Genomic DNA, 24754 nt, shown 5'->3' with positions numbered 1-24754 from the left:
GAACAGTGCGTAACGGGCTCTTCGACCGCCAGAGGGACGCTGGAGGCCCGTGGAACGCAGAAAGCCCGGTATCCGCTACAGCGGATACCGGGCCTCGAGCGTGTGCTGGTTTCGCGTCCTAGACGGAGCTGCGTGCGCGCGTACGTGCGTTGCGTCGCTTGAGTGCACGGCGCTCGTCTTCACTCATTGCGCCCCATACTCCTGCGTCCTGGCCGGATTCGAGTGCCCAGGACAGGCATTCAGCGGTGACGGGGCACCGAGTACAGACGACTTTGGCATCGGCGATCTGCGCGAGCGCCGGACCACTGTTTCCCACCGGGAAAAATAGTTCCGGATCTTCATCGCGACAAATAGCCTTGTGGCGCCAGTCCATCCTCTGCTCCTTACCGGGCGCCGTAGCGCCGTTTCGTTTCTCTTCTGTTCACGAGTGGGTAACCAATGTTTCCGCACTGTTGCTTGTGAATGCTTTCACGAACTCAGGTGAAGTCAAGGGGTACGCGCGTGACCGTGGTCAAGCTCACTCTGTTAGGCTCGCTTTAGCCTTCTGCGCTCCTTTGTACCCCGAGTGAACAGATTTCGCTCGTGATTTCACAGAAAGTGCGCTCTGCGCCTCAGTGTGGCTCGGCGCACGCTGCCCTCACATGCTCGGCGCAACCACCTGCAGCGCGTCGGGAGTGGAGAAGAACTCGGCCTCGGTGCGTTCGCCCAGGTAGTCGCCGTCCATCTGCAAACCGACCGGTTCTGCCGAGGAAATTCGGACGCTCGGTACATCGTCGATGCGAATCAGCTTGCGAGACTTCGGTTCTGCGCCTTTGGCAAGCAGCTGGCGAGAGACCCGCAACGTCGGGAACAACGCAGTCGAGCGCATACCGAACACTCCGAGACCCGAATCGAAACCGGTACCCGGATTGGTGTGCACCGGCCTCTGGTTCAAATAAGTCCACGGACTCGAATTCGACACGAACGCATAGTGGACTCCCTCGAACGGATCCCGACCCGGAACCTCCACCGTCAACCGAGCCGGCTGCCGCTTGTGCTTGAAGAACTCCTGCACAGCCGACCGCAGATACCGCGTCGCAGACACCGGCTTGCCGTCCTTACGGCCGGCATCGATCGCCCGACACACATCGGCATCCAGACCCATACCCGCGTTGAAGGTGAACCAGCGATTGTCGCAATGCCCCAACCCGATCGTCCGCCGCGCCCGTGCATCGAGCAGCCCGATCAACTGATTCGTCGCCGCCACCGGATCGGCCTCGATACCCAACGAACGAGCGAACACATTCGCACTGCCGCCAGGAACGACCGCGATCGGCGGAATCGCACCGATCGTCACCGCCTGCATCGACGTCGGCAACGGCACCCCGAGCAAACCGTTGATCACCTCGTTGACCGTCCCGTCACCACCGTGAACGATCACCAACCCCATCCCGTCCTCACGGGCACCCCGAGCCAGCTCCGACGCATGATCACGATGAGTCGTCTGCGCAACCGTCACCCGCACCCGACTCGACAACGCATGAGCCAACAGATCCCGAGCCGCAGCAGTCGTAGAAGTCGCATTGGGATTGACGATCAGCAGCGCACGCACGAGCAATGACACTAACCGGGTCGTTCCGCACGCTCCACTCCCGGTCACCTGGGTCGTTCCGCAGGCTCCACTCCCGCCCCTGAGTCGTTCCGCAGGCTCCACTCCCGCCCCTGGGTCGTTCCGCAGGCTCCACTCCCGGTTGCCTAGGCTGGTCGCGTGTCCACCTCACCCGAGAACCTCACCCCGCCGGCCACGTTTCGATCCGCCGGGGCGCTCGTCGCAGCGCAGGGCGTGGCGTCGTTGGTGGCCGCGATCGTCCTACTCGTCCGAGCGTTCTCCGGAGAGGGAGAGAACGCAGTGGCCAACGGGTACGGCACCGCCGGGTGGTTCGGTGTCCTGGGCATCGGAGTCGGCGCCGCAGGCGTTGCCCTGGTCCTCGGAAAACGCTGGGGACGATCCATCGCCACCGTCGTACAGCTCCTGCTGCTGCCCGTCGTATGGTCGCTGTTGACCGGATCGCACCAGACCGTCTACGGCGTCGCCCTCGGAGTCGTGGTCGTCGGCGTGCTCGTCTTGCTGTTCAGCCCGCCGTCCTCTCGGTGGATGGCCGCCGAATACAGCGACGTCGACGACGACCTCCGCTGACGTAGTCGTTTCAACGCGCCTGTTCGGCCAACTCGACCAATGCATCCTCGGCAAGGCGGAACGTGGTCCATTCGTCCTGTGGCTCTGCTCCGAGCGATCGGTAGAAGCCGATCGACGGGGTGTTCCAGTCCAGAACCGACCAGGCCAACCGCGTGTACTGCCGATCGACGCATTCGGCGGCCAATGCGGCGAGCAGTGCAGTTCCGAAGCCTTCTCCCCGCGCGGCGGGTTGCACGTAGAGATCCTCCAGATAGATTCCGTTGACTCCGTCCCACGTGGAGAAGTTCAGGAACCACAACGCGCATCCCACCACCGTCCCCTCGTGCTCGGCGACGTGTGCGAACACCGACGGCTGCGCTCCGAACAGAGCGGCGCGAAGCTGCTCGTCTCGAACGGTGCACAGCGAGGACGACTTCTCGTAGGCGGCGAGTTCGTGCACGAGAGCGGTGACGGCGGGAACATCGGCCTCGGTGGCGCGGCGAATCATCCTGGGTTTCCTTTCGGTGCCGTGGCGGCGGTGAGGATCGACGGGTGCACGTTGTGCGCGACGAGCTGGCGGAACGAATGCTCGAAGCCGAGCAACGAGTACGCGGCGGGCGAGAGGGCGAAGCGTTTGCCCTCGGTGATGGGGGCCTCGGTCCAGCCGGCGATCAGTGCGCGCGAGAAGTGGCCGTGACCGACCAACACGACGTCGCGGCCGCTCAACAGCGGCAGGACGACCGAGAGCACCATGTCGACGCGCACGGCGATGTCACCGATGGACTCACCACCCGGACATGGATGCGTCCAGACGGTCCAGTGCGGCACAGTTTCGTGGATCTGCGTCGAGGTGATGCCTTCGTAGTCTCCGTAGTCCCACTCCGACAACGCATCCCACTCCCGATCGACCTCGAGGCCTGCGAGCTCGGCGGTTCGACGTGCGCGCTCGCGCGGGCTCGTGATCACCAGAGGATCGCGCAGGTTCAGTAATCGGAGCAGCGATCCGGCCTCGACGGCCTGTTGCTCGCCGACGCTGGTGAGGGGGACGTCGGTGTTACCGGTGTGCTTGCCGGCCAGAGCCCATTCGGTCTCGCCGTGCCGGAGTAGAACGACTCTGCCTGCCTCGACGCCGCCGTGTGTGGTCATGGAACGATCATGCCTGCCCGCGTGATGTGGCCCTTGTCATAGTCGACCTGCGGATGTGTCCGATTTGTCGATTGAGTACAGACCTACCGGCCGGTTACTCTCGTTCCGAATCGTCACTGCCATGGGCGACGCAGCTCTGTCCGTCGTGCCGCACAGCTCCTTCTCATCGACTTGGAGAACCATGACCGACCTGCAGAAGCCCGCGTCGCCCGATTCTCCGGAGAAGCTCGACGGCGCGTTGCTGAAGATCGCCGGGGTCGTCGTGCTCGGGGCCATCATGTCGATACTCGACGTCACCGTCGTCAGCGTCGCGCTCCGGACCTTCACCGACGTCTTCGAGACCACCTACGCCAATGCCGCGTGGACGATGACGGGCTACACGCTCGCCCTGGCCACCGTCATACCGCTGACGGGGTGGGCTGCCGATCGGTTCGGAACCAAGCGCCTCTACATCACGGCGCTGGTGCTGTTCGTCCTCGGTTCGGTGCTGTGCAGCTTCGCATGGGACATCACCTCGCTCATCGTCTTCCGAGTGCTGCAGGGCCTCGGCGGAGGCATGCTGATGCCACTGGGCATGACGATCATGACGCGCGCCGCAGGCCCGGAGCGGATCGGGCGCGTGATGGCCGTGCTCGGCGTCCCGATGCTCATCGGGCCCATCGCGGGGCCGATCCTCGGAGGCTGGCTGATCGAGGCGGCGAGTTGGCACTGGATCTTCCTCATCAATCTGCCGATCGGCATCCTCGCTCTGATCGCGGCCGTGCTGATCTTCCCCAAGGACAACCCGACTCCGTCCGAGTCCTTCGATTTCCGCGGCATGCTGATGCTCTCGCCCGGCCTCGCACTGTTCCTCTACGGCGCGTCCTCGGTCGTCGAAACCGAAACCGTTCTCGCGGTGAAGGTGCTGGTCCCGGTCATCATCGGACTCGTGTTGATCGTTCTGTTCGTGTTCCATGCACTGCGCGTGCAGCATCCCCTGATCGATCTACGGCTGTTCCGGAACAGGTCGCTCACCGTGGCCGTGATCACCACGACGCTCTTCATGGTCGCCTTCATGGGCGCGGGTCTGCTGTTCCCGAGCTATTTCCTGCTTCGTGGAGAAACGACGTTGACTGCCGGGCTGCTGCTCGCACCACAGGGCATCGGCGCGATGATCGCGATGCCGATCGCCGGAGTGATCGCCGACAAGTTCGGTCCCGGCAGGATCGTGCTGGTGGGGATGGTGCTCATCACCGCAGGGATGGCGGTGTTCACTCGGGTCGGCACCGACACCTCGTACACCTTGCTGATCGGTGCACTGTTCGTCATGGGACTCGGACTCGGTTCGACGATGATGCCGATCATGACGGCTGCGCTGCAGACGTTGACCGACGAGACGGTTGCGCGCGGCTCGACGTTGATGAACATCGTCCAGCAAGCGGCCGGGTCGATAGGTACCGCACTGATGTCGGTGGTGCTGACCGCTCAGCAGAAGCCCGCACTGACCGCAACCAGCCAGATCGAGGCCTTCGACATCTCGGCCAGGGCCTTCGGGACCACCTTCATGGTCGCGTTGGTTCTGATCGTCGTCACGTTCGTTCCCGCCTTCTTCCTGCCCCGGACGAAGCACGTGACCGAGCGGTCCGCGGCACCGATCTCGCTGCACTGACGCGCCCGAGAGATGCCGAACCCTCGCTCATCGGCTCGATGTAAGCAAGGATCAGGGCCGTGACGACAATTCTCGCGGTTGCGAATCAGAAGGGCGGCGTCGCCAAGACCACCACGGTGGCTTCGCTCGCGGCGGCGCTGCATGCTCTCGATCGACGAGTCCTGGTGGTCGACCTCGACCCGCAGGGCTGTCTGACGTTCTCTCTCGGACACAATCCCGACAAGCTCGATTCCTCGGTGCACGAGGTGCTGACCGGGGATGCGAAGGTCGAGGACGTGCTGATCGAGACTGCGGAAGGAATCGTTCTGCTTCCGGCGACGATCGATCTCGCAGGTGCGGAAGCCCTGCTGCTGATGCGCGCGGGTCGTGAGTTCGCGCTCAAGCGTGCACTCGCGCCGATCCTCGAGGACTTCGATGTCGTCGTCATCGATTGTCCGCCGTCGTTGGGGGTCCTGACCCTCAACGGCCTCACCGCCGCACAGTCGGTGCTCGTGCCCCTGCAGTGCGAGACTCTCGCTCATCGCGGGGTCGGGCAGTTGTTGCGAACGGTGTCCGAGGTGCAACAGATCACCAACCCCGATCTGACGCTGCTCGGTGCCCTTCCCACACTGTTCGACGCCCGCACCACGCACAGCAGGGATGTGCTCGGCGACGTCTCGGACCGCTACTCGTTGCCGGTTCTAGCACCGCCGATTCCGCGGACCGTACGCTTCGCCGAGGCCAGTGCCTCGGGCGCGACGGTGCTCTCGGGACGAAAGAACAAGGGCGCACAGGCCTATCGAGAACTTGCCGAGAATCTGCTGGCGTACTGGGACGGTCAAGCCGATCTGAAGACCTATGATCCGGCGGAGTAGAACGAAGCCCGTGCCGGCGGGTCAGCCGAGAGCGACCACGTCGGAACCGCGTTGCTCGACGACCACATCGCCGATCACCGACATCTGTATCGGGCCGGCGTAATCGCCTCGGTCGACCGGAATGTCGGCCACCCTGACACCGGTGGAGAGATCGACCACCGAGATGCCGTCGGGCACCGGTAAGAGGAGTCGGCCTGCCATGACCGCTCCACTTCCGAGGGCTCCGGGGACGGTCCAGAGAGGGCTCAGGTTGTTGGAATCGAACGCCTGGACCCCCGTGCCGGTGAACCAGGTGAGAGCCGAACCTGCCTTCGTCGCAGGAAGATTCGGGGTAGGGGAGGAGCCGGCCGGAAGAGTGAATTCGGACAGTTTCGCGGCCGCGTCGTCGTAGAGTCCTACCCGGTCGGGCGCGCCGTTCTCCGCTGGAATGTACAGCGCGACAACGCTGCCCGTGATCGCAATGATCTGCCCGGCAGTGGGTGCGTCGGATCGGGGAACGAGTTCCGGTACCACCGTCGACCCGTACTCCTCAGGTTTACCGGCGTCCTTGGGTGCAGGATTCATCAGCGACAATCGGGCAGCGGTCTCTCCCGGGCACTGTTCGAGCACAGCCGTCCGCGAGTTCGTCGACGCCGAGGACAGCAGCGTGCACCCGGTTCGCGGCTGACTACCCGGATTGACCGGGGCATCGACTCGACCGTATTCGAGGGTGCGCACCATGTCCGACCGCCACAGCTCCATGCGCGTGTCGCCCCTCGACGTCACGTAGGTGCCATCGGAGGACAGGCGGACCGCATCGTCGGCGTCGGAAGTGCGCTGCGCCTTGCGCTCTCCGGTCGGCCCGTCGAGTTCGGTGACCTGAGAGCAACCGCGGTCGTCGCGGTAGACCGCGACCGCGGTGTTCCACGACGAGACCACCGAGCAGAGCGGGAGATCTCTCGAGTACGACCAGGATGGCTCTCCTGACCGTGGATCGCGGCCGAGGACGGAGCCCCCGTCCGCCGTCACCACCGTGGATCCGGTGACGACAGGGAGCGGGGTTCGCGTCGAATCCGTCGCTGCACTCGGCGCACGCCACAGTTCGGTGAGCGCAGTGGGCACCGCGAGCGCGGGCTCGGCCTGAGCCAGCGGCTCCTCGGCCGGGATCGATGTGGTTCCGCGAGCATCACCGGTGAACCAGGCGATGCTCGCGGCAACCACTACCACCACCGCGATGACGGCGGCGACGAGGAGGTCGGTTCTCGTCCTTCGTTCTGGAGCCAGCACGGCGGGAGATTACTCCGACGCGCTCGCAGTCGAGGGTCCGGCGTCGGCGGACGATCCACTGGGGCGACGACGCCTGCGGCGGCGCGGCGCAGTCTTGGTGACCGTGTCCGCGGACGCCGCATCGGACGTATCCGACTGTTCGGCAACCGATTTCGTTGCCGGTGCGGAATCGTTCTGCGCAACGCTGGTTGCGGCGGTGTTGTCGCCGTCCTGCCCTGCGCGGGTTCGACGCCGACTGCGTGAGCGGCGCGGCTTGGTAGCCGAAGACGCGTCGGCCGCAGGCGCTGCCGTCGCCTCGCCGTCGTCCGCCTTCTCCGGGGCGCGCGAGGGTGCCTTGCGTACCGTGCCGGTGGCGTCGGTGGCGATACCGAGGTCGGTGAACAGGTGCGGCGAGCTCGAGTAGGTCTCGACCGGATCCGGCATGCCGAGATCGAGCGCCTTGTCGATCAGCTGCCAACGGGGGATGTCGTCCCAGTCGACCAGGGTGACCGCGATGCCGGTGCGCCCGGCACGGCCGGTGCGGCCGATGCGGTGCACGTAGGTCTTCTCGTCCTCGGGGCACTGGTAGTTGATGACGTGGGTGACGTCGTCGATGTCGATACCGCGGGCCGCGACGTCGGTCGCCACCAGAACGTCGATCTTGCCCGTCCGGAACGACTTGAGGGCCTTCTCGCGCTGGACCTGGCCGAGGTCACCGTGCACGGCACCGACCGAGTATCCGCGCTCGGCCAGCTCGTCGGCGACCTTCTGAGCGGTGCGCTTGGTGCGGGTGAACACCATGGTCGCGCCGCGACCCTCGGCCTTGAGAACTTTGGCGACCATCTCGACCTTGTCGAGGGCGTGGGCCCGGTAGACGTGCTGGGCGGTGCGGTCGTGGACGGCCGAGGACTCCGCCTCTTCGGCGCGGATGTGCGTCGGCTGAGTCAGGAACGTCCGGGCCAGAGTGATGATGGGGCCGGGCATCGTCGCCGAGAACAGCATCGTCTGACGCTTGTCGGGAACCATGCCGAGGATGCGCTCGATGTCGGGGAGGAACCCGAGGTCGAGCATCTCGTCGGCCTCGTCGAGGACCAGGACTCCGACCTTGCCGAGGATCAGGTGGTTCTGCTTGGCGAGGTCGAGCAGTCGGCCCGGGGTGCCGACGACGACGTCGACGCCGTTCTGCAACGCGCTGATCTGCGCCTCGTACGGACGGCCACCGTAGATGGAGAGCACCTTGACGGGGCCGTTCGCGCCGCTGAGGTACTTGGATGCGTTCTCGAGGTCGGAGCTGACCTGAACGCACAGTTCACGGGTCGGCACGATCACCAGGGCGCGGGGAGTGCCGTCGAGCGGGGAGGTACCGGAGTTGTCCGTGGCGAGTCGGTGCAGCAGAGGCACACCGAAGCCGAACGTCTTGCCCATTCCGGTGCGTGCCTGACCGATGAGGTCGTCGCCCGCGATGGCGAGCGGCAGCGTCAACTCCTGGATGGCGAACGTCCGCTCGATTCCCATCTCGGAGAGCGCGCGAACGATGGTGGGGTCAACGTTCAGTTCGGCGAAAGTGGGGGGTACGTGCTTGTCGTCCAGCTGCGCCGACAGCGTGGTGTCGCCGGTGTCGGATTCTTGGTCGATGACTATCTTGCTCAGGGGACTGGCCTTCCTCGTGGTCGAACGTGCGCACGAGGAAGGGCATAGGCCTATTGCCGGCCGAAGTCGATGCCCTCGATCCGATGTGATGTCGCCGTCAGCCTCAGCGCGGCCGCGAACTGCGATGTCCGCTGCGGCGAAGCTGTCGAGGCGACCCGGATCAGGTGCGCACACATTATCGATGACCGTCGTGTGCTTCTTCGGTCCGTTTCATCGGTCCGCGAGTGACGATCGAGCACCATGGTAGCTTGCCGAACGGAATTCTCCATTGTCGGCAGGTCACGGTACGTCCAGCGCGCGCCGCGACGAGGCGTCGGGCACCGGACTACGATTGCCAGCCATGGGAGCCCATTCGTCGGAGCCGTCGTCCGCAGTTTCACCCACCTCTGTCGTCGAGTCGCCCGAGTCGGATCGAGTCGAGCCGTCGATCGCGCACGATCACCCCGGTATTCCGGATCTGTTCGCGGTGCTCGCGTACGGCGAGATTTCCGCGTTCTATCGCCTGGCGGACGACGCTCGAATGGCTCCGTCGATGGAGGGTCGCGTCGCGCTCGCGAGCATGGCGGCTGCGGAGATGAGCCACTTCGAGACGTTGCAGAGAGCCTTGTCCGATCGTGGTCTCGACGTCTACGCCTCGATGGACCCGTTCGTTCGCGCCCTGGACGAGTACCACGAGTCGACGACGCCGTCGACGTGGTTGGAGTCGTTGGTCAAGGCGTACGTGGGCGACGGCATCGCGGCCGATTTCTACCGGCAGATCGCGCACAGTCTCACCCCCGACGTGGCCGAGATCGTCCGCGACGTGCTGGCCGAGACCGGGCACTCGGAATTCGTGGTGCACGAGGTGTCCGATCGGGTTCGTGCGAGCTCGCAGGAGAAGGCGCGATTGATGCTGTGGGGTCGTCGTCTGCTCGGTGAGGCCATCACCCAGGCGCAGTTCGTGCTCGCTCGCCGTGAGTCGCTGACCGATCTCGTCATCACCGCATCGGGAGACCTCAACGGTGTCGTCGCACTGTTCGATCGCATGCAGGAACAACACGCGGAACGGATGTCCTCACTCGGCCTCGACTGACCGCACAGGACTGTGTTCGCTGACAGCACAGGGCGTCGGGCGTCTGGCTCGACGCCGCTGCACTAGCCTGGCGTGAGCAGAGTTGTCGAGAGTTCGGAGGTTGACCGTGGAGGTCAAGATCGGTGTTTCGGAGAGTTCCCGTGAGCTCGTCGTGAACAGCACGCAGTCCCCGGCCGAGGTCGAAGCGCTCGTATCGACCGCCTTCGCCGGTAAGGACGGAGTGCTGGCGTTGGAGGACGAGAAGGGACGCAAGTTCTTGATCCAGTCTTCCAAGGTGTCGTACGTCGAGATCGGTCCGTCCGATTCTCGGAAGGTCGGATTCGCGACCGCCTGAGACTGCTCGGAACGCAGAACACGCCCCTCACTCGCATCGAGTGAGGGGCGTGTCGAGTTTGCGGGTTGCGAGGCTACGGTGCCTGCAGGGGAACGTGCGACAGACCGCCCCAGGCCAGCGAAACCGTGGTGTCGACGGCGTCTTCCTTCGAGATCGGCCGGTCGGCTTCGAGCCAGTACCGAGCAGTGAACTGACTGGCACCGACCAGGCCTACGGCCAGTACGCGAGCTCGATAGGGATCGAGTCCGGAATCGTGGGCAACGAGGTCGAAGACGGCATCGACGCACGCTTCGGTTGCCTGCTCGACGCGTGCATTGACCTGCGGGTCGCCCATCAGATCGGATTCGAAGACAAGGCGGAATCCCTGTGTATCGGTGTCGACGAAGTCGTAGAACGCCAGCACCGCGGCACGAACTCGTTGCTTGTTGTCCGTGGTCGAGCGCAGAGCCTGTCGTACTCCTGCGATCAGGGTGTCGACGTAACTCTGCAGCACCGCCAGATACAGCTCGAGTTTTCCGGGGAAGTGCTGATACAGGACCGGCTTGCTGACGCCCGCGCATTCGGCGATCTCGTCCATTCCGGATGCGTGGTACCCACGGGTCACGAATATCTCGCTCGCCGCAGCGAGCAGTTGCGCCCGACGGGCATCGCGAGGCAGCCGTGCGCCGCGCCGATTGCCGGTGGTGGCCGGCCGGTCCGAAGACCTCCGGTCGTCGAGATCTGTCATCAATTATGTTCCCATCCGCGTCGACAGCTGCGCTCGTCTTGGTTCGACAACGAACGGTCCGGCATGAACTCCCGGCGGGTGGCCGTCGGTTCGGACCGCTCGTAGCGCAGATCACGGGCAACGATACTCGTGGCGGCCGGCACCCACGGGATCCTGGGGGACCGTTGCGGAAAGTGGGCGATACCGGAACATGTCGAGCGGTTTGTTCGTACGATGTTTTCGTACCGAAAACCCGATAGTTCCATTCCCGGTATCGGCGTGCCGAGCAGCGGGCGGTGAGGATTGTGAGATCGTGTTCGAGTGACTGACCGAGGCGGGCCGCGTATCCGCGGTGGTGTGCAGTCGGACGGCGTCGACGACGGTTACGACGATCGCGCGGACGATTTCCCACGAAGTGTGGGCAGTCGCGGGTCGCATCAACCGCTCCGCGCGCAGTGGGATCCGACGCAACGCGAGGTCAAGCTGCGCAGTCGTCGACCGGATCGCGATATCAGGAAGCAGAGCAAGCTCGGAAAGTTCGCGTCCACTTACGGCTGGCGGGCGTACGCGGTGCCGATTCTGATCGTGGTGACCGCGCTCGTCGTGTTCGATGCCGTGCGGACCGGTGACCCCGTCACCGGCACCGCAGCGCAGTCGACCAACGCCGATCCTGGATTCGGCACCTTGAGTTCGGATACGACGTCGGGTACCGGAATCATCGGCGTTCCGCCGCAGGCCGACGGTAACTTCGCAGCGTCGATATCGTCGGGTGAACTGCCCGACGGTGGTCCGTTCGCGGTGGAGGGGGCCGGAACGTGGCACACCGTGCCGGGGATAACGGAGCAGGTGGGGCAGGGGACCGAGCGGGTGTTCACCTACACGGTCGAGGTCGAGGACGGCGTGGACACGGTCGGGTTCGGCGGCGACGAGTCGTTCGGCCGATTGGTGGATCAGACCCTTGCCAACCCCAAGAGTTGGACCAACGATCCACGGTTCGGATTCCGTCGCATCGATCAGGGCGATCCCGACTTCAGGATCTCGCTGACGTCGCAGATGTCGATCCGGCAGGCCTGCGGTTACGACATTCAGCTCGAGGTCTCCTGCTACAACCCCGGCATCGAGCGAGTGGTGCTCAACGAGCCGAGGTGGGTGCGTGGGGCGATCTCGTTCCAGGGCGACATCGGCTCGTACCGCCAGTACCAGATCAATCACGAGGTCGGCCACGCGATCGGCTACCAGCAGCACCAACCGTGCGAGACCGACGGCGGGCTCGCTCCGGTGATGATGCAGCAGACGTTCGGGACGAACAACGACGACATCGCGCGACTGGACCCAGCGGGCGTCGTTCCGATGGACGGCAAGACATGCCGATTCAATCCGTGGCCCTACCCGCGAGGCTGATCGGCTGGAACTCGGACAGGCTGAGTTAGATTCGAACGTGTCGCGCCGGGTCACCGGCCGCCGTGTCGAGTCGAGGAGCGTCGCTGCGTCGTGGTCCACCTACCCCCGCTGGTCGAACCCGCAGGCGAACTGTCGCCCGATGACGTCGCCCGGTACAGCCGGCACCTGATCATTCCCAGTGTGGGAACCGACGGTCAGAAGCGACTGCGCAACGCCCGCGTGCTCGTCGTCGGTGCCGGGGGACTGGGCTCACCCGCACTGCTGTACCTCGCGGCCGCCGGTGTCGGGACTCTGGGCATCGTGGAATTCGACGACGTCGAACTGTCGAACCTGCAACGGCAGATCATCCACGGCCGGTCCGACGTGGGTCGCTCGAAGGCCGACAGCGCGAGAGACTCGATTCTCGAACTCAACGACGGCGTCGAGGTGACGCTGCACCGTGTTCGACTCGACTCGTCGAACGCACTCGAGCTCTTTCGGCAGTACGACCTCGTGCTCGACGGGACCGACAACTTCGCCACCCGATACCTCGTCAACGACGCGGCCGCGCTGGTCGGGATCCCCTATGTATGGGGTTCGATCTACCGGTTCGAGGGGCAGGTGTCGGTGTTCTGGGATCGAGCCCCCGGCGACGCAGGTATCAACTATCGCGACCTGTACCCCGAGGCTCCACCGCCCGGCATGGTGCCCTCGTGTGCCGAAGGTGGGGTGCTGGGGGTGCTGTGCGCGTCGATCGGGTCGATCATGGTCACCGAGGCGATCAAGCTGATCACCGGACTCGGCGAGACGTTGCTGGGTCGGTTGATGATCTACGACGCACTGGCGATGAGCTATCGAACCGTCGGTCTGACTCGGGACCCGCATCGAACGCCGATCACCGAGCTGATCGATTACGAGGCATTCTGCGGAGTGGTGCCGGCCGCCGAGTCCACCGGCGAATCGGTCACTCCGGCGGAGCTGCACGCAATGATGCAGTCCGGTCGCGAGATCGCCCTCATCGACGTGCGTGAGCCGGTGGAGTGGGACATCGTCCGCATCGACGGTGCGCGCTCGATTCCCAAGGGTCGAATCCTGTCGGGGGCGGCGATGTCGGATCTACCGCAGCACATCCCCATCGTGCTCTACTGCAAAACCGGCATCAGGTCCGCCGAGGTGCTCTCCGCCCTCGTGGCAGCCGGTTTCTCGGACGCCGCCCATCTGCACGGCGGAATAGTGGAGTGGGCCCAGCAGATCGATCCTGGTTTGCCCATGTACTGATGTGTCGCGTGTGCGCGTCGTCCGCAGCGGCACCGCGATCGGCGGTAGCGTGGCGCTCGTGAGCTCTGTCGAACCTCCTCAGCACGTGATCTCTACGTTCGGGCTGCGCGATGTCGAGCCTGCACCACTCGGTGCGGATTGGGACGGTGGATGGCGTCTGGGCGACGTCGTCCTGTCCCCGGTGGCAGACCATGCCCGCGCCGCATGGTCGGCCAAGGTGCGCGAGACATTGACCGTGGACGGGGTCCGTCTCGCCCGACCGGTCCGGTCGACCGACGGCCGATACGTCGTGTCGGGCTGGCGCGCAGACACGTTCGTCGCCGGCGAACCGGAGCCTCGTCACGACGAGGTGGTCTCGTTGTCGATGCGGTTGCACGCGGCGACCGCGCAACTCGAGCGACCGCGATTTCTGGTTCAGCCTCCCGTGGCCCCGTGGGCCGACGTGGATGTTTTCGTTGCTGCCGACAGAGCTGCTTGGGAAGCGGTCCCGCTGCGCTCTGCTCGCGGCGCCGGCGCACCCGAGCCGTCGTCCAGTGATGGCAAGAGCAGCCTGGAATTGGTCAAACAGCTTGCGACACTACGCAAGCCCGTCGAGTCACCGGACCAGTTGGTACACGGTGATCTGTTCGGAACGGTCTTGTTCTCGGGTAGCGAGGCACCAGGGATCAGCGACATCACCCCGTACTGGCGTCCTGCGCCCTGGGCTGCCGGGGTGGCCGTGGTGGACGCCCTTTCCTGGGGTGACGCGGACGACGGTCTGGTCAACCGCTGGGACGATCTACCGGAATGGCCGCAGATGTTGCTGCGCGCGTTGATGTTTCGTCTCGCGGTGCACGCGCTTCATCCGCGTTCGACGTCCGAGGCGTTCCCCGGCTTGGCGCGAACGGCGGATCTGGTACGCCTTATTCTCTGACTTCCGCTGCGCGAGCCGGTGATTCGGAGAGTTCGTGGAACAGTGATCGAGCGGCCTGCATCGCGCGGGCCGCGTCACCGGCGATCACCGCCTCCACGAGCGCCGTGTGTTCGTCGATGTAATCGTCGTCGTGCTCGATGGCGTGGTGGCGCATGGCGTCGTGGATCACCGGTAGCAGCGAATCGTAGAACTCCAGATAGATGGCGTTGTGGCTGGCCGCGACGATGGCGCGGTGCAGGCGTGCGTCGATCCGAACTGCATCGGCCAACGGAGTTTCGTCGGACCACGCCGCGTTGCGATCGGCCAGCGCGCCGAGCATGGCACGGATGTCGTCGTCGTCGCGTCGGTCGGCCGCAAGAGCCGCCGCAGTGACTTCCAAGGTTTCGCGTAGTTCGGTGACATCGCGGTGCCTGGCGTCCGAGAAGTACTTTCCCAGGGTTCCGCCGAGGTCGGAGCACGTCATGACGAAGGTGCCCGAACCCTGCCTGCGTTCGACCATGCCGGCGTGCACGAGTGCCTGCACGGCCTCGCGCACGGTGTTGCGCCCGGTGCCGGTGATCTCGCACAGTTCGGGTTCGGTGGGGATGCGGGTGCCCACCGGCCATCGCTGCGACGTGATCTCTTCGCGCAGCTGAGCGGTGACCTGGGAGATCAGGCTCGATCGCTGGACCTGCCGCACGTGGACTCCTCATGCCGGGGACGTTGCAGCGTCGATAGTACTGCTTTGCACCCGATGATCCGGTCATCCTATGATTACGCGGTGAGTGCGCCCACCGCCCCCGATACCCGCCTCGTCGGTACCTCGCTCGTGCGTGGTCGAGTACTCGTCTTCTCCGCGATCGTGGTGTCCGCGCTGACTCTGCGCGCCGCCGTCACCTCGATCAGCCCGCTGTTCGGAAGAATCGGCACCGACCTCCAGTTCGGCACCACCGTCATCGGCATCGTCGGCATGTTGCCTCCGGCGATGTTCGCCGTCTTCGGCCTGGCCACGCCGCTTCTCGCCAAGCGCACCGGCCTGGAGCGGGCAGCTCTGCTGGCGATGGCGCTGACCACGATCGGTATGGCCACTCGTGCGTTCGCGCCGAACACCGCGTCTCTGCTCGCGCTGTCCGCGATCGCTCTCGCGGGCATGGGCATCGGAAACGTCGTCATCCCGCCGTTGGTCAAGCGGTATTTCTCCGAGCGGCTCGCCGTCGTCAGCACCATCTACATCTGCGCCATGCAGGTCAGCACCATGGTTCCGCCGCTGCTGGCCGTCCCCATCGCCGACGCGCACGGTTGGCGCATCTCCATCGGGATCTGGGCCGTCGTCGGCCTGGCCGCCGCGCTGCCGTGGCTCGGTGTCGTCATCGCCCGACGCGGCCGCGACGAGAAGGACGTCTCCGGTGAGGCCGGGTCGGCGTCGGTCCACGCATCGCCGAGCGGCCGAATCCACCGGTCCTCTCTGGCGTGGGGGATGGTGATGATGTTCGCAATGACCTCCCTGATCACCTACTCCATGCTCACCTGGTTGCCGACGCTCCTCATCGATGCGGGGATCGGAGAAGGCTTGGCCGGTGCGTCGGTGGCGGCGTTCGGAGCGATGGGACTGATCACGTCGCTGGCCGCGCCGACGCTCTGTGCGCGCGTGCGCAATCCGTACGGCATCGTGATGGTTGCCGCGGCGTGCTACCTCGGCGGGTTCGCGGGCCTGCACTGGTCTCCGACTGCCGGTACGGTCGCGTGGGTGTGCTTGGTCGGGCTGGGCACGATGACGTTCCCGATGTCGCTGACGCTGATCAACCTCAGGACGCGCACGGCCGTTGGCTCGTCCTCGCTCTCGGGATTCACCCAGGGGCTGGGTTACGTGGTGTCCTCGACCGGTCCGATTCTGTTCGGTCTACTGCACACCGAGTCCGGGGGCTGGGGACTGCCGTTGGTTCTGTTGACCGGATGTGTAGCGGTTCTGCTGGTCGGAGGATTTCTGTGCTGCCGACCGAGGATGCTCGAAGACACCTGGTGACGTTCGGTGCACGTTGACGCTTCAGCTCACGTCGGTGCTCGATGGCACGTGAGACCAAGTTAATCAACGAGTCATCGCGCGCAGCGCCGCTGCAACATGGCTTTCCTATGTTCGGTTCACACACCGATCAGGAGGCCACACGTGACCAGCCTTTCTCGCAGCGCTTCGGCAGATGCCGGCTCAGCCACCACGGCGACTGTTCCACCCGGAACAGTTCCCGTCTCCGTCAACCATCACATCGCGCACTGGAATTCCGAGGACGTCGAGGCCTGGGAGGCCGGCGGCAAGCAGATCGCCAAGCGCAATCTGATCTGGTCGGTCATCGCCGAGCACGTCGGATTCTCGATCTGGTCGATCTGGTCGGTGATGGTGCTGTTCATGCCGTTGTCGGTCTACGGCATCGACGCGGCGGGCAAGTTCTTCCTGGTGGCCGTCCCCACCCTCGTCGGCGCGATCCTGCGCATTCCGTACACCTTCGCCACGGCCAAGTTCGGTGGCCGTAACTGGACCATCTTCAGTGCTCTGGTGCTCCTGATCCCCACCGTGCTGACCATGTACTTCATGCTCAACCCGGCGTCGTACACCACCTACATCATCGTTGCGGCGTTCGCCGGACTCGGCGGCGGTAACTTCGCATCCTCGATGACGAACATCAACGCGTTCTATCCGCAACGCGAGAAGGGGTGGGCGCTGGGCTTGAATGCGGGCGGCGGCAACATCGGTGTGCCCGTCATCCAGCTCATCGGCCTGTTGGTCATCGCCACCATCGGCAACACCGCCCCCGAGATCGTGTGCGCCGTCTATCTCGTCTTCATCGCGCTTGCCGCCGTCGGTGCCGCGCTGTACATGGACAACCTGGACAACCAGAAGACCAACGGACGCTCCATGATCGACGTGCTGAAGTTCTCGGACTCGTGGTGGATCGCCTTCCTGTACATCGGCACGTTCGGGTCGTTCATCGGCTTCAGCTTCGCGTTCGGGCAGGTCCTGCAGATCAACTTCCTCGCCGGACTCACCGACGGAGCACCGGCGACTCCCGCTCAACAGGCGCAGGCATCGCTGCAAGCCGCTCAGATCGCGTTCATCGGACCATTGCTGGGATCGCTGTCGCGTCCGTTCGGCGGCAAGCTCGCCGACAAGATCGGTGGCGGCAAGATCACCCTGTACACGTTCGTGGCCATGACGTTCGCCACCGGGATTCTGGTTGCGGCCAGTACCTGGGACGATTCGACTCCCGGCGCGGCCAGCGGCACCGTGATGGTGCTCTTCGTCGTCGGATTCATCGCACTCTTCCTGCTCTCGGGCCTCGGAAACGGATCGGTGTACAAGATGATCCCCGCCATATTCGCTGCGAAATCCGCTCAGCTTCAGGGCATGACGGTCGACGAGCAACAGCACTGGTCGCGCAAGATGTCCGGTGCCCTCATCGGAATCGCCGGCGCGATCGGCGCTCTCGGCGGCGTCGGAATCAACCTGGTGCTGCGGGCGTCGTACTCGGGCACCGCGAAGTCCGCGACCACCGCGTTCTGGGTGTTCCTCGCCTTCTACATCGTCTGCGCGATCGTCACGTGGGCGATCTACCTGCGCAAGACCAACTCCGCCGACGCCGACGCACCGGTAGCAGTCTGAGGGTCCATCACCGGCGAGAACGAAACACACTGCACGGCAACGTAGATCGGAAGGACCCGCAATGAAGAACGCGGTAGTGGTAGGTCACGGGATGGTCGGACACCGATTCGTCGAAGCGTTGCGTGCGCGCGACGAGGCGGCCGAGTGGAAGGTCACGGTGCTGTGCGAGGAGGCACTGGCGGCGTACGACAGGGTGGGACTGTCGTCCTACGTCGGTGCCTGGGACCACAAGGAACTCGCTCTGGCGGGCAACGACTATCCCGGTGACACCCTCGTCGAGATGCGCACCGGAGTACGGGCCGATCGCATCGACCGCGATCACCGCACCGTCGTGACCTCGGCGGGGGACACCGTCGAGTACGACGCTCTCGTCCTCGCCACCGGCTCCTACCCGTTCGTGCCGCCGATCACCGGACACGACCTGCCCGCGTGCTTCGTCTACCGAACCCTCGACGACCTGGACAAGATCCGTGCCCGCGCCGACGCCGCAGGACCGGGCGCGGTCGGTGTGGTGGTCGGCGGTGGCCTCCTCGGTCTCGAAGCGGCGAATGCACTGAAGAAGATGGGCATGACCCCGCACGTCATCGAGTTCGCTCCACGATTGATGCCGCTGCAGGTGGACGAGGGCGGCGGCGCGCTGTTGGCGCGTCTGGTCACCGAACTCGGGTTGAACGTCCATGTGGGAGTGGGCACGTCGTCGATCTCCGAGAACGACAGCGCCGGTCTGACGGTCGAACTGAGCGACGGCAGCACCATCGACGCCGCGCTGCTGGTGTTCTCCGCCGGTGTGCGTCCCCAGGATCGGCTGGCACGCGAGAGTGGTCTCGAGGTGGGTGAGCGCGGCGGCATCATGGTCGACATCGGCTGCAGTACCTCCGACCCTGCCGTCTACGCGATCGGCGAATGCGCTGCGGTCGAGGGTCGGTGCTACGGACTGGTCGCTCCCGGGTATTCGACGGCGGAGGTGGTGGCCGACCGATTGCTCGGCGGCGCAGCGCAATTCCCGGGTGCCGACATGTCCACCAAGCTCAAGCTGATGGGCGTCGACGTCGCGAGCTTCGGCGACGCGATGGCGGCCACGCCGGGCGCTCTCGAAGTGGTGTTCAGCGATGCCCCCAAAGGCACGTACGCCAAGCTCGTCGTCACCGACGACGCGAAGATCCTGCTCGGCGGCATCCTCGTCGGCGACGCCTCCGCGTACTCGCTGTTGCGGCCACTGGTCGGTCGCGAGTTGCCCGGCGATCCGGGCGCTCTGATCTCACCAGCCGCCGAGCAGGTCGGCATCGGTGCACTGCCCGACGACGCCGAGATCTGCTCGTGCAACGGTGTGAGCAAGGGTGCCATCTGCTCGGCGATAGCCGACGGAGCCTGCGACCTGGCGGCCGTGAAGAGCTGCACCACCGCGGGCACCACCTGTGGCGGATGCCTGCCCTCGATCAAGTCGTTGCTCGCCGCGTCCGGTGTGGTCCTCTCGAAGTCGTTGTGCGAGCACTTCGCTCAGTCCAGGGCCGAGCTGTACGAGATCGTTCGGGCCACGAACACCCGCACCTTCTCGTCGCTGATCGCCAAGTACGGCTCGGGAACCGGCTGCGACATCTGCAAGCCTGTCGTCGCGTCGATTCTCGCGTCGACGTCCTCCGACCACATTCTCGACGGCGAGCAGGCGTCGTTGCAGGACACCAACGATCACTTCCTGGCCAACATCCAGAAGAACGGCACCTACTCGGTGGTGCCGCGTATGCCCGGCGGCGAGTGCACTCCGGAACAGCTCATCGTCATCGGCGAGGTCGCTCGCGATTTCGGGCTCTACACGAAGGTGACCGGAGGGCAGCGCATCGACATGTTCGGTGCCCGCGTCGAGCAGTTGCCGGCGATCTGGAAGCGCCTCGTCGACGCAGGGATGGAGTCGGGCCAGGCGTACGGGAAGTCGCTGCGGACGGTCAAGAGCTGCGTCGGATCGAGTTGGTGCCGTTACGGCGTCCAGGATTCGGTGGGGATGGCCGTCGATCTGGAGAACCGCTATCGAGGTCTGCGGTCGCCGCACAAGATCAAGTTCGGCGTCTCGGGCTGCGCTCGCGAATGCGCCGAGGCCCGCGGCAAGGACGTCGGGATCATCGCGACCGAGGGTGGTTGGAACCTCTACGTAGGCGGTAACGGAGGTCAGTCGCCCAAGCACGCGCAGTTGCTCGCGTCCAACCTCGACGATGCCACCCTGGTCAGCTACATCGACCGTTACCTCATGTTCTACGTGCGTACAGCCGACCGGCTGCAGCGCACGGCACCGTGGCTCGAATCGCTCGACGGGGGACTGGACCACCTCAGAGCCGTCGTGTGCGAGGACAGTCTCGGCATCGGTGCCGAACTCGAAGCCGACATGGAACGCCACGTCGCCGGCTACAAGGACGAGTGGGCCGGCGTGCTCGAAGACGACGAGAAGCTCGGTCGGTTCGTCTCCTTCGTCAATGCTCCGGACGAGTCCGACCCCACCATCGCGTTCGACGAGTCCGGCGCGCGCAAGGTGCCTGTGCTGATGGGAATGCCACGAGTGGGCGCGTGAGCCGATACGGGAGCTGACAACCGGCAGGTCACGAGACTGAGTGCATGTGCACAGACGAGTAATCGCGACTTAACGGCCAAGAAACACAAGCAACGTGGAATAGCTGATCAGGAGGTACGCCATGACTGTCATCGATTCGTCAGCAGTGAAGTCACCATCAGCGGTACCGAACGACATCGCTCGTGATTGGACCCCGGCCTGCACGCTCGACGCGCTGATTCCGGGGCGCGGAGTGGCGGTGCTCCTGCGAGGAGGCACCCAGGCGGCGCTGTTTCTGCTCGACGACGGACGACTGTTCGCGGTGGGCAACATCGATCCGTACGGGCGTGCAGCAGTGATGTCACGCGGACTGGTGGGAGACCGAGGGGGCGAACCCACCGTCGCATCGCCGTTGCTCAAGCAGGTTTTCTCGCTGGCCGACGGGCGCTGCCTCGATGACACGCAGGTCACCCTCGGATCGTTCGAGGTCTCCTGCGTCGAGGGCGTCGTGCTGGTCCGCGGCGGATCTACGTGAGCGAAATCGCAGGGGCTGCAATGCCTCTGGTCGGGTTCACCGTCGGGATCACCGCATCGCGTCGAGCCGAGGAGTTCGCGACTCTGCTCGAGCGGCGCGGGGCCACCGTGATGCATGCCCCCGCTATTCGCATCATCCCACTGGCCGACGACGCCGAGCTCGAACGCGTCACCGCCGCCGTCATCGCTGATCCACCGGAAATCACCGTGGCCACAACAGGAATCGGATTTCGTGGCTGGGTCGAGGCAGCGGACGGGTGGGGGCAGGCAGAAGAGCTGGGGCGCGCACTCGGTGCGTCCCGTCTGCTCGCTCGCGGTCCGAAGGCGAAAGGGGCCATCCGAGCAGCCGATCTACGCGAGGAGTGGTCGCCCGCCTCGGAATCCTCGGCGGAGGTACTCGAACATCTGTTGGCCGAAGGGGTGGAGGGCAAACGCATCGCCGTGCAGCTGCACGGCGCGACCACCGAATGGGAGCCGGTCCCCGATTTCTGCGAGGTGTTGCGCTGCGCGGGAGCCGAGGTGGTTCCGGTGCCGGTCTACCGCTGGACAGCGCCCGACGACCAGAGCCCGATGGACCGCATGATCGAAGCCGTCATCGTCGGTGATCTCGATGCCCTCAGCTTCACCTCGGCACCGGCGGTGGCGTCGATGCTGATGCGCGCCGACGAGAACGGTGTGCTCGAACCTCTGCTGCAGTCGATGCGATCGAGGGTGCTGCCGGTGTGCGTCGGGCCGGTGACGGCCGCGCCCCTCGAACAGCTGAACGTGGCCACCACACAGCCGACCCGGGCGCGTCTGGGGGCACTCGCGCGGCACATCGCCGAAGAACTGCCGAGGCGCACCGGTCGTCTGCATGCGGGCGGTCACGTGGTCAGTGTCCGCGGTAAGTGCGTGGTGGTCGACGGTGAAGTTCGACCGGTGTCCCCAGCAGGCATGGCTTTGATGAAGACACTGGCTCGCAATCCAGGACGCGTCGTCTCCCGCGAGGACCTGTTGGCATCGCTGCCCGGCGGAGGGGGCGACACCCACGCTGTGGAGACGGCGATGACCAGACTCAGGTCCTCGCTGGGCGCGCCGAAAGCTATCCAGACCGTGGTCAAGCGTGGCTATCGCATCGCACTCGATCACATCGAGACCGAGACGGACTGCGATTCCGAGGAACCGGCTGATCGAGTGGCCGTCGTAGAAGGGGGAAAGTACTGATGACACCGACTCTTGTTCTGGTTGCACACGGCACCCGAAACCCCCGTGGTGTCGAGATGGTCGCCGCACTCGCCGATGCTGTGTCGGCGCAGATCGGTACCACGCGCGTGGCATTCGTCGACGTACTCGGGCCGTCACCGGCCGAGGTGCTGCGCGACACCGCCGGCTCGGCTGTCGTGGTTCCCGCCTTCCTCGCGTCGGGCTACCACGTGCACACCGATGTGCCGCGAGAGATCGCCGACAGCGCTCACACGTCCGTCGCCGTCACCCGCGCTCTCGGACCCGACCCAGTGCTGGCCGAGGTCATGGTCGATCGACTACGTGACGCCGGGTGGCGCTCGGGTGATCCGATCGTGCTCGCTGCCGCAGGATCGTCCGATGCTCGTGCGTTGGAAGAACACCGGCGCGCGGCGGCGATGTTGGCCGATGTCGCGCGAGTTCCGGTCAGTATCGGCTACGTCGCCACCAGTACCCCCACCGTGTCCGACGCGGTGTCGACCCTGCGAGAAGCCGGGCACGCACGTGTGTTCGTGGCGTCGTATCTGTTGGCGCGCGGCCTCTTTCACAACCGTCTGGCCGACGCCGGAGCCGACGGCGTCGGTGAGCCGCTCGGAGTGCATGCCGCGATCGTCGATCTCGTGGTCGCGCGCTACCGCGAGGGTGTTCGATCTCTCGGTGAAACTAGTGGTGCGGCAACGGAAGAATTGTCACCGGCTCGTCGGCGCTGACCTCGGCCGGGATCACAGCCAGTGCGTCGCGGCCGACGAGGTGAGCCAGGTGCGCCGTGCGGACTCGGGTATCTGCCCGCCACCGTGTGCCGTCCGCGGTGACCGGGACGATCCGAGGAGTCGGGGATCGAACCTCGGCAGCATTGGACAACAGGCCGATCCGTGGTGGCCGCACCGTTCTCCCGGTCAGGGCATCGACGATCGCGGGCGCGGCGAGCATCGCGGTACCGACGGCCGCCAGCGGATTGCCCGGTAGGCCGAGTACCACTGTGCCGTCGGGCAACGCCGCGGTGATCTGAGAACCGCCGGGACGCATGCGCATTCGCCCGACGACGGTCTCGGCATCGATGCCGGCGAGGGTCCCGCGGAGCTGATCGGCAGCCCCGCCTCCGGTCGCCCCGACGACGATGATCACGTCCACGTCCCGAGTGCGGGTCAGCACGTCTCGAAACCCCGTCGCAGAATCCTCGAGCAGCGTCACGTCGACTACGGTGATGCCGCAGTGCGCCAGGTACTCCGGCAACACCGACCCGAGCACGTCCCTGGTCTCGCCGGGAGCGAGTGGTCCGGTGGATCGAATCTCGGTGCCGCTGATGACTACTCGTCCGCGGACCGGACCGCGCACTGCCACCTCGAACACCTCTGCACTGGCAGCGAGCGAACGTACGGCCGCATCGATCGGGGTGCCGGCAGCGACGAGTTCGGTACCGGGCAGCCAGTCCTCACCGCGTCGACGCGTGTCGTCGGACTGCGATGCCGTCGGGATGCGTCGAGCCGATCCGTCGGACTCGCGGGTCATGTGCTCGTCGCGAACCACCGATGTCGCTCCGGGCGGAAGCGCTGCGCCCGTCGCGATGCGCACGGCCGTTCCTTCGGTGAGTGGGGCGATGTCGGAGGTGCCGGCGTACGCGATGTCGGACCGGAGCGTCCACGGATCGGTGCCGCACACGGCGTAGCCGTCCATCGCGGAGATGTCGACTGCCGGCAGCGCGGTTCGGGAGACGAGGGGTTCCGCGAGCACGGTTCCGGCACTGTCCTGCAGGGGAATTCGACGGATCGGCAACGCGGGGAGTCGGCTCCGAACGCGTTCGAGTGCGTCGCTCACCTCGAGCGTCTCCGGCTGTTGTGCGGCCAGACGGGCGGCGAGAAGATCGGCGGGGGTGTCGCAGTCCTCGACACCGGACACCGCGATCACCAGATGATCGGCAGGAAGGATCGTGCGCATGGGCGCGCCCTCCACCGAATCCGGCTGTGCCAGCGCGGAACGCAACGCGGCGTGCCGCCAGACTCCCAGCAGGAATTGGGTACGACCGGCACTGTCGCGGGCGAAGACGGCGTCGGTCTGCGAGCGCGATACGGCACCGATCAGCGACTCGACCGTCGCGGCGTCGAGAAACGGCAGATCCGACGCGATGACCACCACCAGATCTGCGGTGCCTTCTTCACAATCGTCGAGTGATCGCAGGCCCGCGGCGAGTGCAGCGACCGGGCCGCCGCCCGCGGGGGACTCGCGAGTCTGCATCACGTGATCGGGCACTCCGGTACGGGTCGGACCCACCAGAACCGTTCTGCGACAACTCGTCACCGCGTCCACGGCGATGTCGACCATGCGGCGCCCGCCGACGGTCATGGCAGGTTTGTCGACCTCGTGCGGCGCAGCGGGGTCCTCGGGATCTGTCATCCTCGATCCTCGACCGCCGGCGAGGACGATCGCGTCGCAGACCGGTTGCGTCACGTTGCG

23 protein-coding genes are annotated in these 24754 nt (G+C 65.5%); 14 read left to right on the top strand and 9 right to left on the bottom strand.

The genetic code is table 11. From position 1 onward, the window contains the following. Positions 1-118 precede the first annotated feature (118 nt). The gene (locus tag CH291_RS25015) at positions 119-373 is read right to left on the bottom strand and encodes a WhiB family transcriptional regulator (RefSeq protein WP_032366305.1); all 255 of its coding nucleotides are present in this window, start codon (positions 371-373) and stop codon (positions 119-121) included. Positions 374-637: 264 nt separating this feature from the next. Next, a complete protein-coding gene (locus tag CH291_RS25010; RefSeq protein ID WP_068045641.1) occupies positions 638-1591 on the bottom strand; it encodes a diacylglycerol/lipid kinase family protein in 954 nt (317 codons plus the stop codon). A gap of 156 nt (positions 1592-1747) precedes the next feature. Between CH291_RS25010 and CH291_RS25005 the strand changes: the two genes are divergently transcribed. After that, positions 1748-2176 (top strand): hypothetical protein, encoded by a 429-nt coding sequence (locus CH291_RS25005; RefSeq protein WP_068045638.1) that lies wholly within the window; start codon positions 1748-1750, stop codon positions 2174-2176. A gap of 10 nt (positions 2177-2186) precedes the next feature. Here CH291_RS25005 and CH291_RS25000 read toward each other — a convergent pair whose 3' ends face one another. Both CH291_RS25000 and CH291_RS24995 read right to left on the bottom strand, forming a co-directional pair. Continuing rightward, on the bottom strand, positions 2187-2663 hold the full coding sequence (locus CH291_RS25000; protein ID WP_094688849.1) for a GNAT family N-acetyltransferase: 477 nt from the start codon (positions 2661-2663) through the stop codon (positions 2187-2189). Next, positions 2660-3301 (bottom strand): acid phosphatase, encoded by a 642-nt coding sequence (locus CH291_RS24995; protein WP_094688848.1) that lies wholly within the window; start codon positions 3299-3301, stop codon positions 2660-2662. Before CH291_RS24995 ends, CH291_RS25000 begins: the two co-directional genes overlap by 4 nt. Positions 3302-3482: 181 nt before the next feature. Here CH291_RS24995 and CH291_RS24990 point away from each other — a divergent pair, with 181 nt between their 5' ends. After that, on the top strand, positions 3483-4949 hold the full coding sequence (locus tag CH291_RS24990; RefSeq protein WP_094642306.1) for a DHA2 family efflux MFS transporter permease subunit: 1467 nt from the start codon (positions 3483-3485) through the stop codon (positions 4947-4949). A gap of 59 nt (positions 4950-5008) precedes the next feature. Continuing rightward, complete coding sequence (locus CH291_RS24985; RefSeq protein ID WP_068045629.1) at positions 5009-5803, top strand: ParA family protein; 795 nt, start codon at positions 5009-5011, stop codon at positions 5801-5803. Positions 5804-5824: 21 nt separating this feature from the next. On the opposite strand, the gene CH291_RS24980 is transcribed toward CH291_RS24985, so the two are convergent. Further along, positions 5825-7069, bottom strand: coding sequence for an Rv3212 family protein (locus tag CH291_RS24980; protein WP_094688847.1), 1245 nt, complete (start codon positions 7067-7069; stop codon positions 5825-5827). Positions 7070-7078: 9 nt separating this feature from the next. Continuing rightward, entirely contained in the window at positions 7079-8563 is a 1485-nt protein-coding gene (locus CH291_RS24975; protein ID WP_256980968.1) for a DEAD/DEAH box helicase, read from the bottom strand. 475 nt (positions 8564-9038) lie between these two features. Between CH291_RS24975 and CH291_RS24970 the strand changes: the two genes are divergently transcribed. Both CH291_RS24970 and CH291_RS24965 read left to right on the top strand, forming a co-directional pair. Next, on the top strand, positions 9039-9770 hold the full coding sequence (locus CH291_RS24970; RefSeq protein WP_179276658.1) for a ferritin-like fold-containing protein: 732 nt from the start codon (positions 9039-9041) through the stop codon (positions 9768-9770). 106 nt (positions 9771-9876) lie between these two features. Then, positions 9877-10104 carry a DUF3107 domain-containing protein gene (locus CH291_RS24965; protein WP_179272205.1) on the top strand — a complete coding sequence of 76 codons (228 nt, stop codon included), beginning with the start codon at positions 9877-9879 and terminating at the stop codon, positions 10102-10104. A 73-nt stretch (positions 10105-10177) separates the two neighbouring features. Here CH291_RS24965 and CH291_RS24960 read toward each other — a convergent pair whose 3' ends face one another. Further along, positions 10178-10831 (bottom strand): TetR/AcrR family transcriptional regulator, encoded by a 654-nt coding sequence (locus tag CH291_RS24960; RefSeq protein WP_068046045.1) that lies wholly within the window; start codon positions 10829-10831, stop codon positions 10178-10180. Positions 10832-11227: 396 nt separating this feature from the next. On the opposite strand from CH291_RS24960, the gene CH291_RS24955 reads away from it, so the two are divergent. The 3 genes from CH291_RS24955 to CH291_RS24945 all read left to right on the top strand — a co-directional run bounded on the left by CH291_RS24955 (position 11228) and on the right by CH291_RS24945 (position 14381). Beyond that, positions 11228-12211 (top strand): DUF3152 domain-containing protein, encoded by a 984-nt coding sequence (locus CH291_RS24955; RefSeq protein WP_094688941.1) that lies wholly within the window; start codon positions 11228-11230, stop codon positions 12209-12211. Between the two features lie 90 nt (positions 12212-12301). Continuing rightward, positions 12302-13468, top strand: coding sequence for an adenylyltransferase/sulfurtransferase MoeZ (gene moeZ, locus CH291_RS24950; protein WP_094688846.1), 1167 nt, complete (start codon positions 12302-12304; stop codon positions 13466-13468). A 58-nt stretch (positions 13469-13526) separates the two neighbouring features. After that, the gene (locus CH291_RS24945) at positions 13527-14381 is read left to right on the top strand and encodes a TIGR02569 family protein (protein ID WP_068046053.1); all 855 of its coding nucleotides are present in this window, start codon (positions 13527-13529) and stop codon (positions 14379-14381) included. On the opposite strand, the gene CH291_RS24940 is transcribed toward CH291_RS24945, so the two are convergent. Then, complete coding sequence (locus CH291_RS24940) at positions 14371-15060, bottom strand: FadR/GntR family transcriptional regulator (protein WP_068046035.1); 690 nt, start codon at positions 15058-15060, stop codon at positions 14371-14373. The two genes, CH291_RS24945 and CH291_RS24940, sit on opposite strands and share 11 nt — an antisense overlap. Before the next feature lie 81 nt (positions 15061-15141). Between CH291_RS24940 and CH291_RS24935 the strand changes: the two genes are divergently transcribed. From CH291_RS24935 to CH291_RS24910, 6 genes are all read left to right on the top strand, one after another. Next, complete coding sequence (locus CH291_RS24935; RefSeq protein WP_094688940.1) at positions 15142-16383, top strand: MFS transporter; 1242 nt, start codon at positions 15142-15144, stop codon at positions 16381-16383. 237 nt (positions 16384-16620) lie between these two features. After that, positions 16621-18012, top strand: coding sequence for a nitrate/nitrite transporter (locus CH291_RS24930; protein ID WP_094642478.1), 1392 nt, complete (start codon positions 16621-16623; stop codon positions 18010-18012). A gap of 61 nt (positions 18013-18073) precedes the next feature. Further along, entirely contained in the window at positions 18074-20569 is a 2496-nt protein-coding gene (gene nirB / locus CH291_RS24925; RefSeq protein WP_094688845.1) for a nitrite reductase large subunit NirB, read from the top strand. A 121-nt stretch (positions 20570-20690) separates the two neighbouring features. Further along, positions 20691-21083, top strand: a complete 393-nt coding sequence (gene nirD, locus CH291_RS24920; protein WP_094688844.1) for a nitrite reductase small subunit NirD — start codon at positions 20691-20693, stop codon at positions 21081-21083. Between the two features lie 20 nt (positions 21084-21103). Further along, on the top strand, positions 21104-22285 hold the full coding sequence (locus CH291_RS24915) for a uroporphyrinogen-III synthase (protein WP_255183303.1): 1182 nt from the start codon (positions 21104-21106) through the stop codon (positions 22283-22285). After that, on the top strand, positions 22285-23013 hold the full coding sequence (locus CH291_RS24910; RefSeq protein ID WP_094688843.1) for a sirohydrochlorin chelatase: 729 nt from the start codon (positions 22285-22287) through the stop codon (positions 23011-23013). Before CH291_RS24915 ends, CH291_RS24910 begins: the two co-directional genes overlap by 1 nt. Here the strand turns inward: CH291_RS24910 and CH291_RS24905 are convergent. Continuing rightward, complete coding sequence (locus CH291_RS24905; RefSeq protein ID WP_306437695.1) at positions 22967-24748, bottom strand: NTP transferase domain-containing protein; 1782 nt, start codon at positions 24746-24748, stop codon at positions 22967-22969. The genes CH291_RS24910 and CH291_RS24905 overlap by 47 nt on opposite strands. Positions 24749-24754: the final 6 nt, after the last annotated feature.

It is taken from the genome of Rhodococcus sp. 14-1411-2a (genome assembly GCF_002259485.1).
Taxonomy (GTDB): domain Bacteria; phylum Actinomycetota; class Actinomycetes; order Mycobacteriales; family Mycobacteriaceae; genus Rhodococcoides.
The sequence above is the reverse complement of the archived record's forward strand: the minus strand, read 5'-3'. Positions and strand labels throughout refer to the sequence as shown.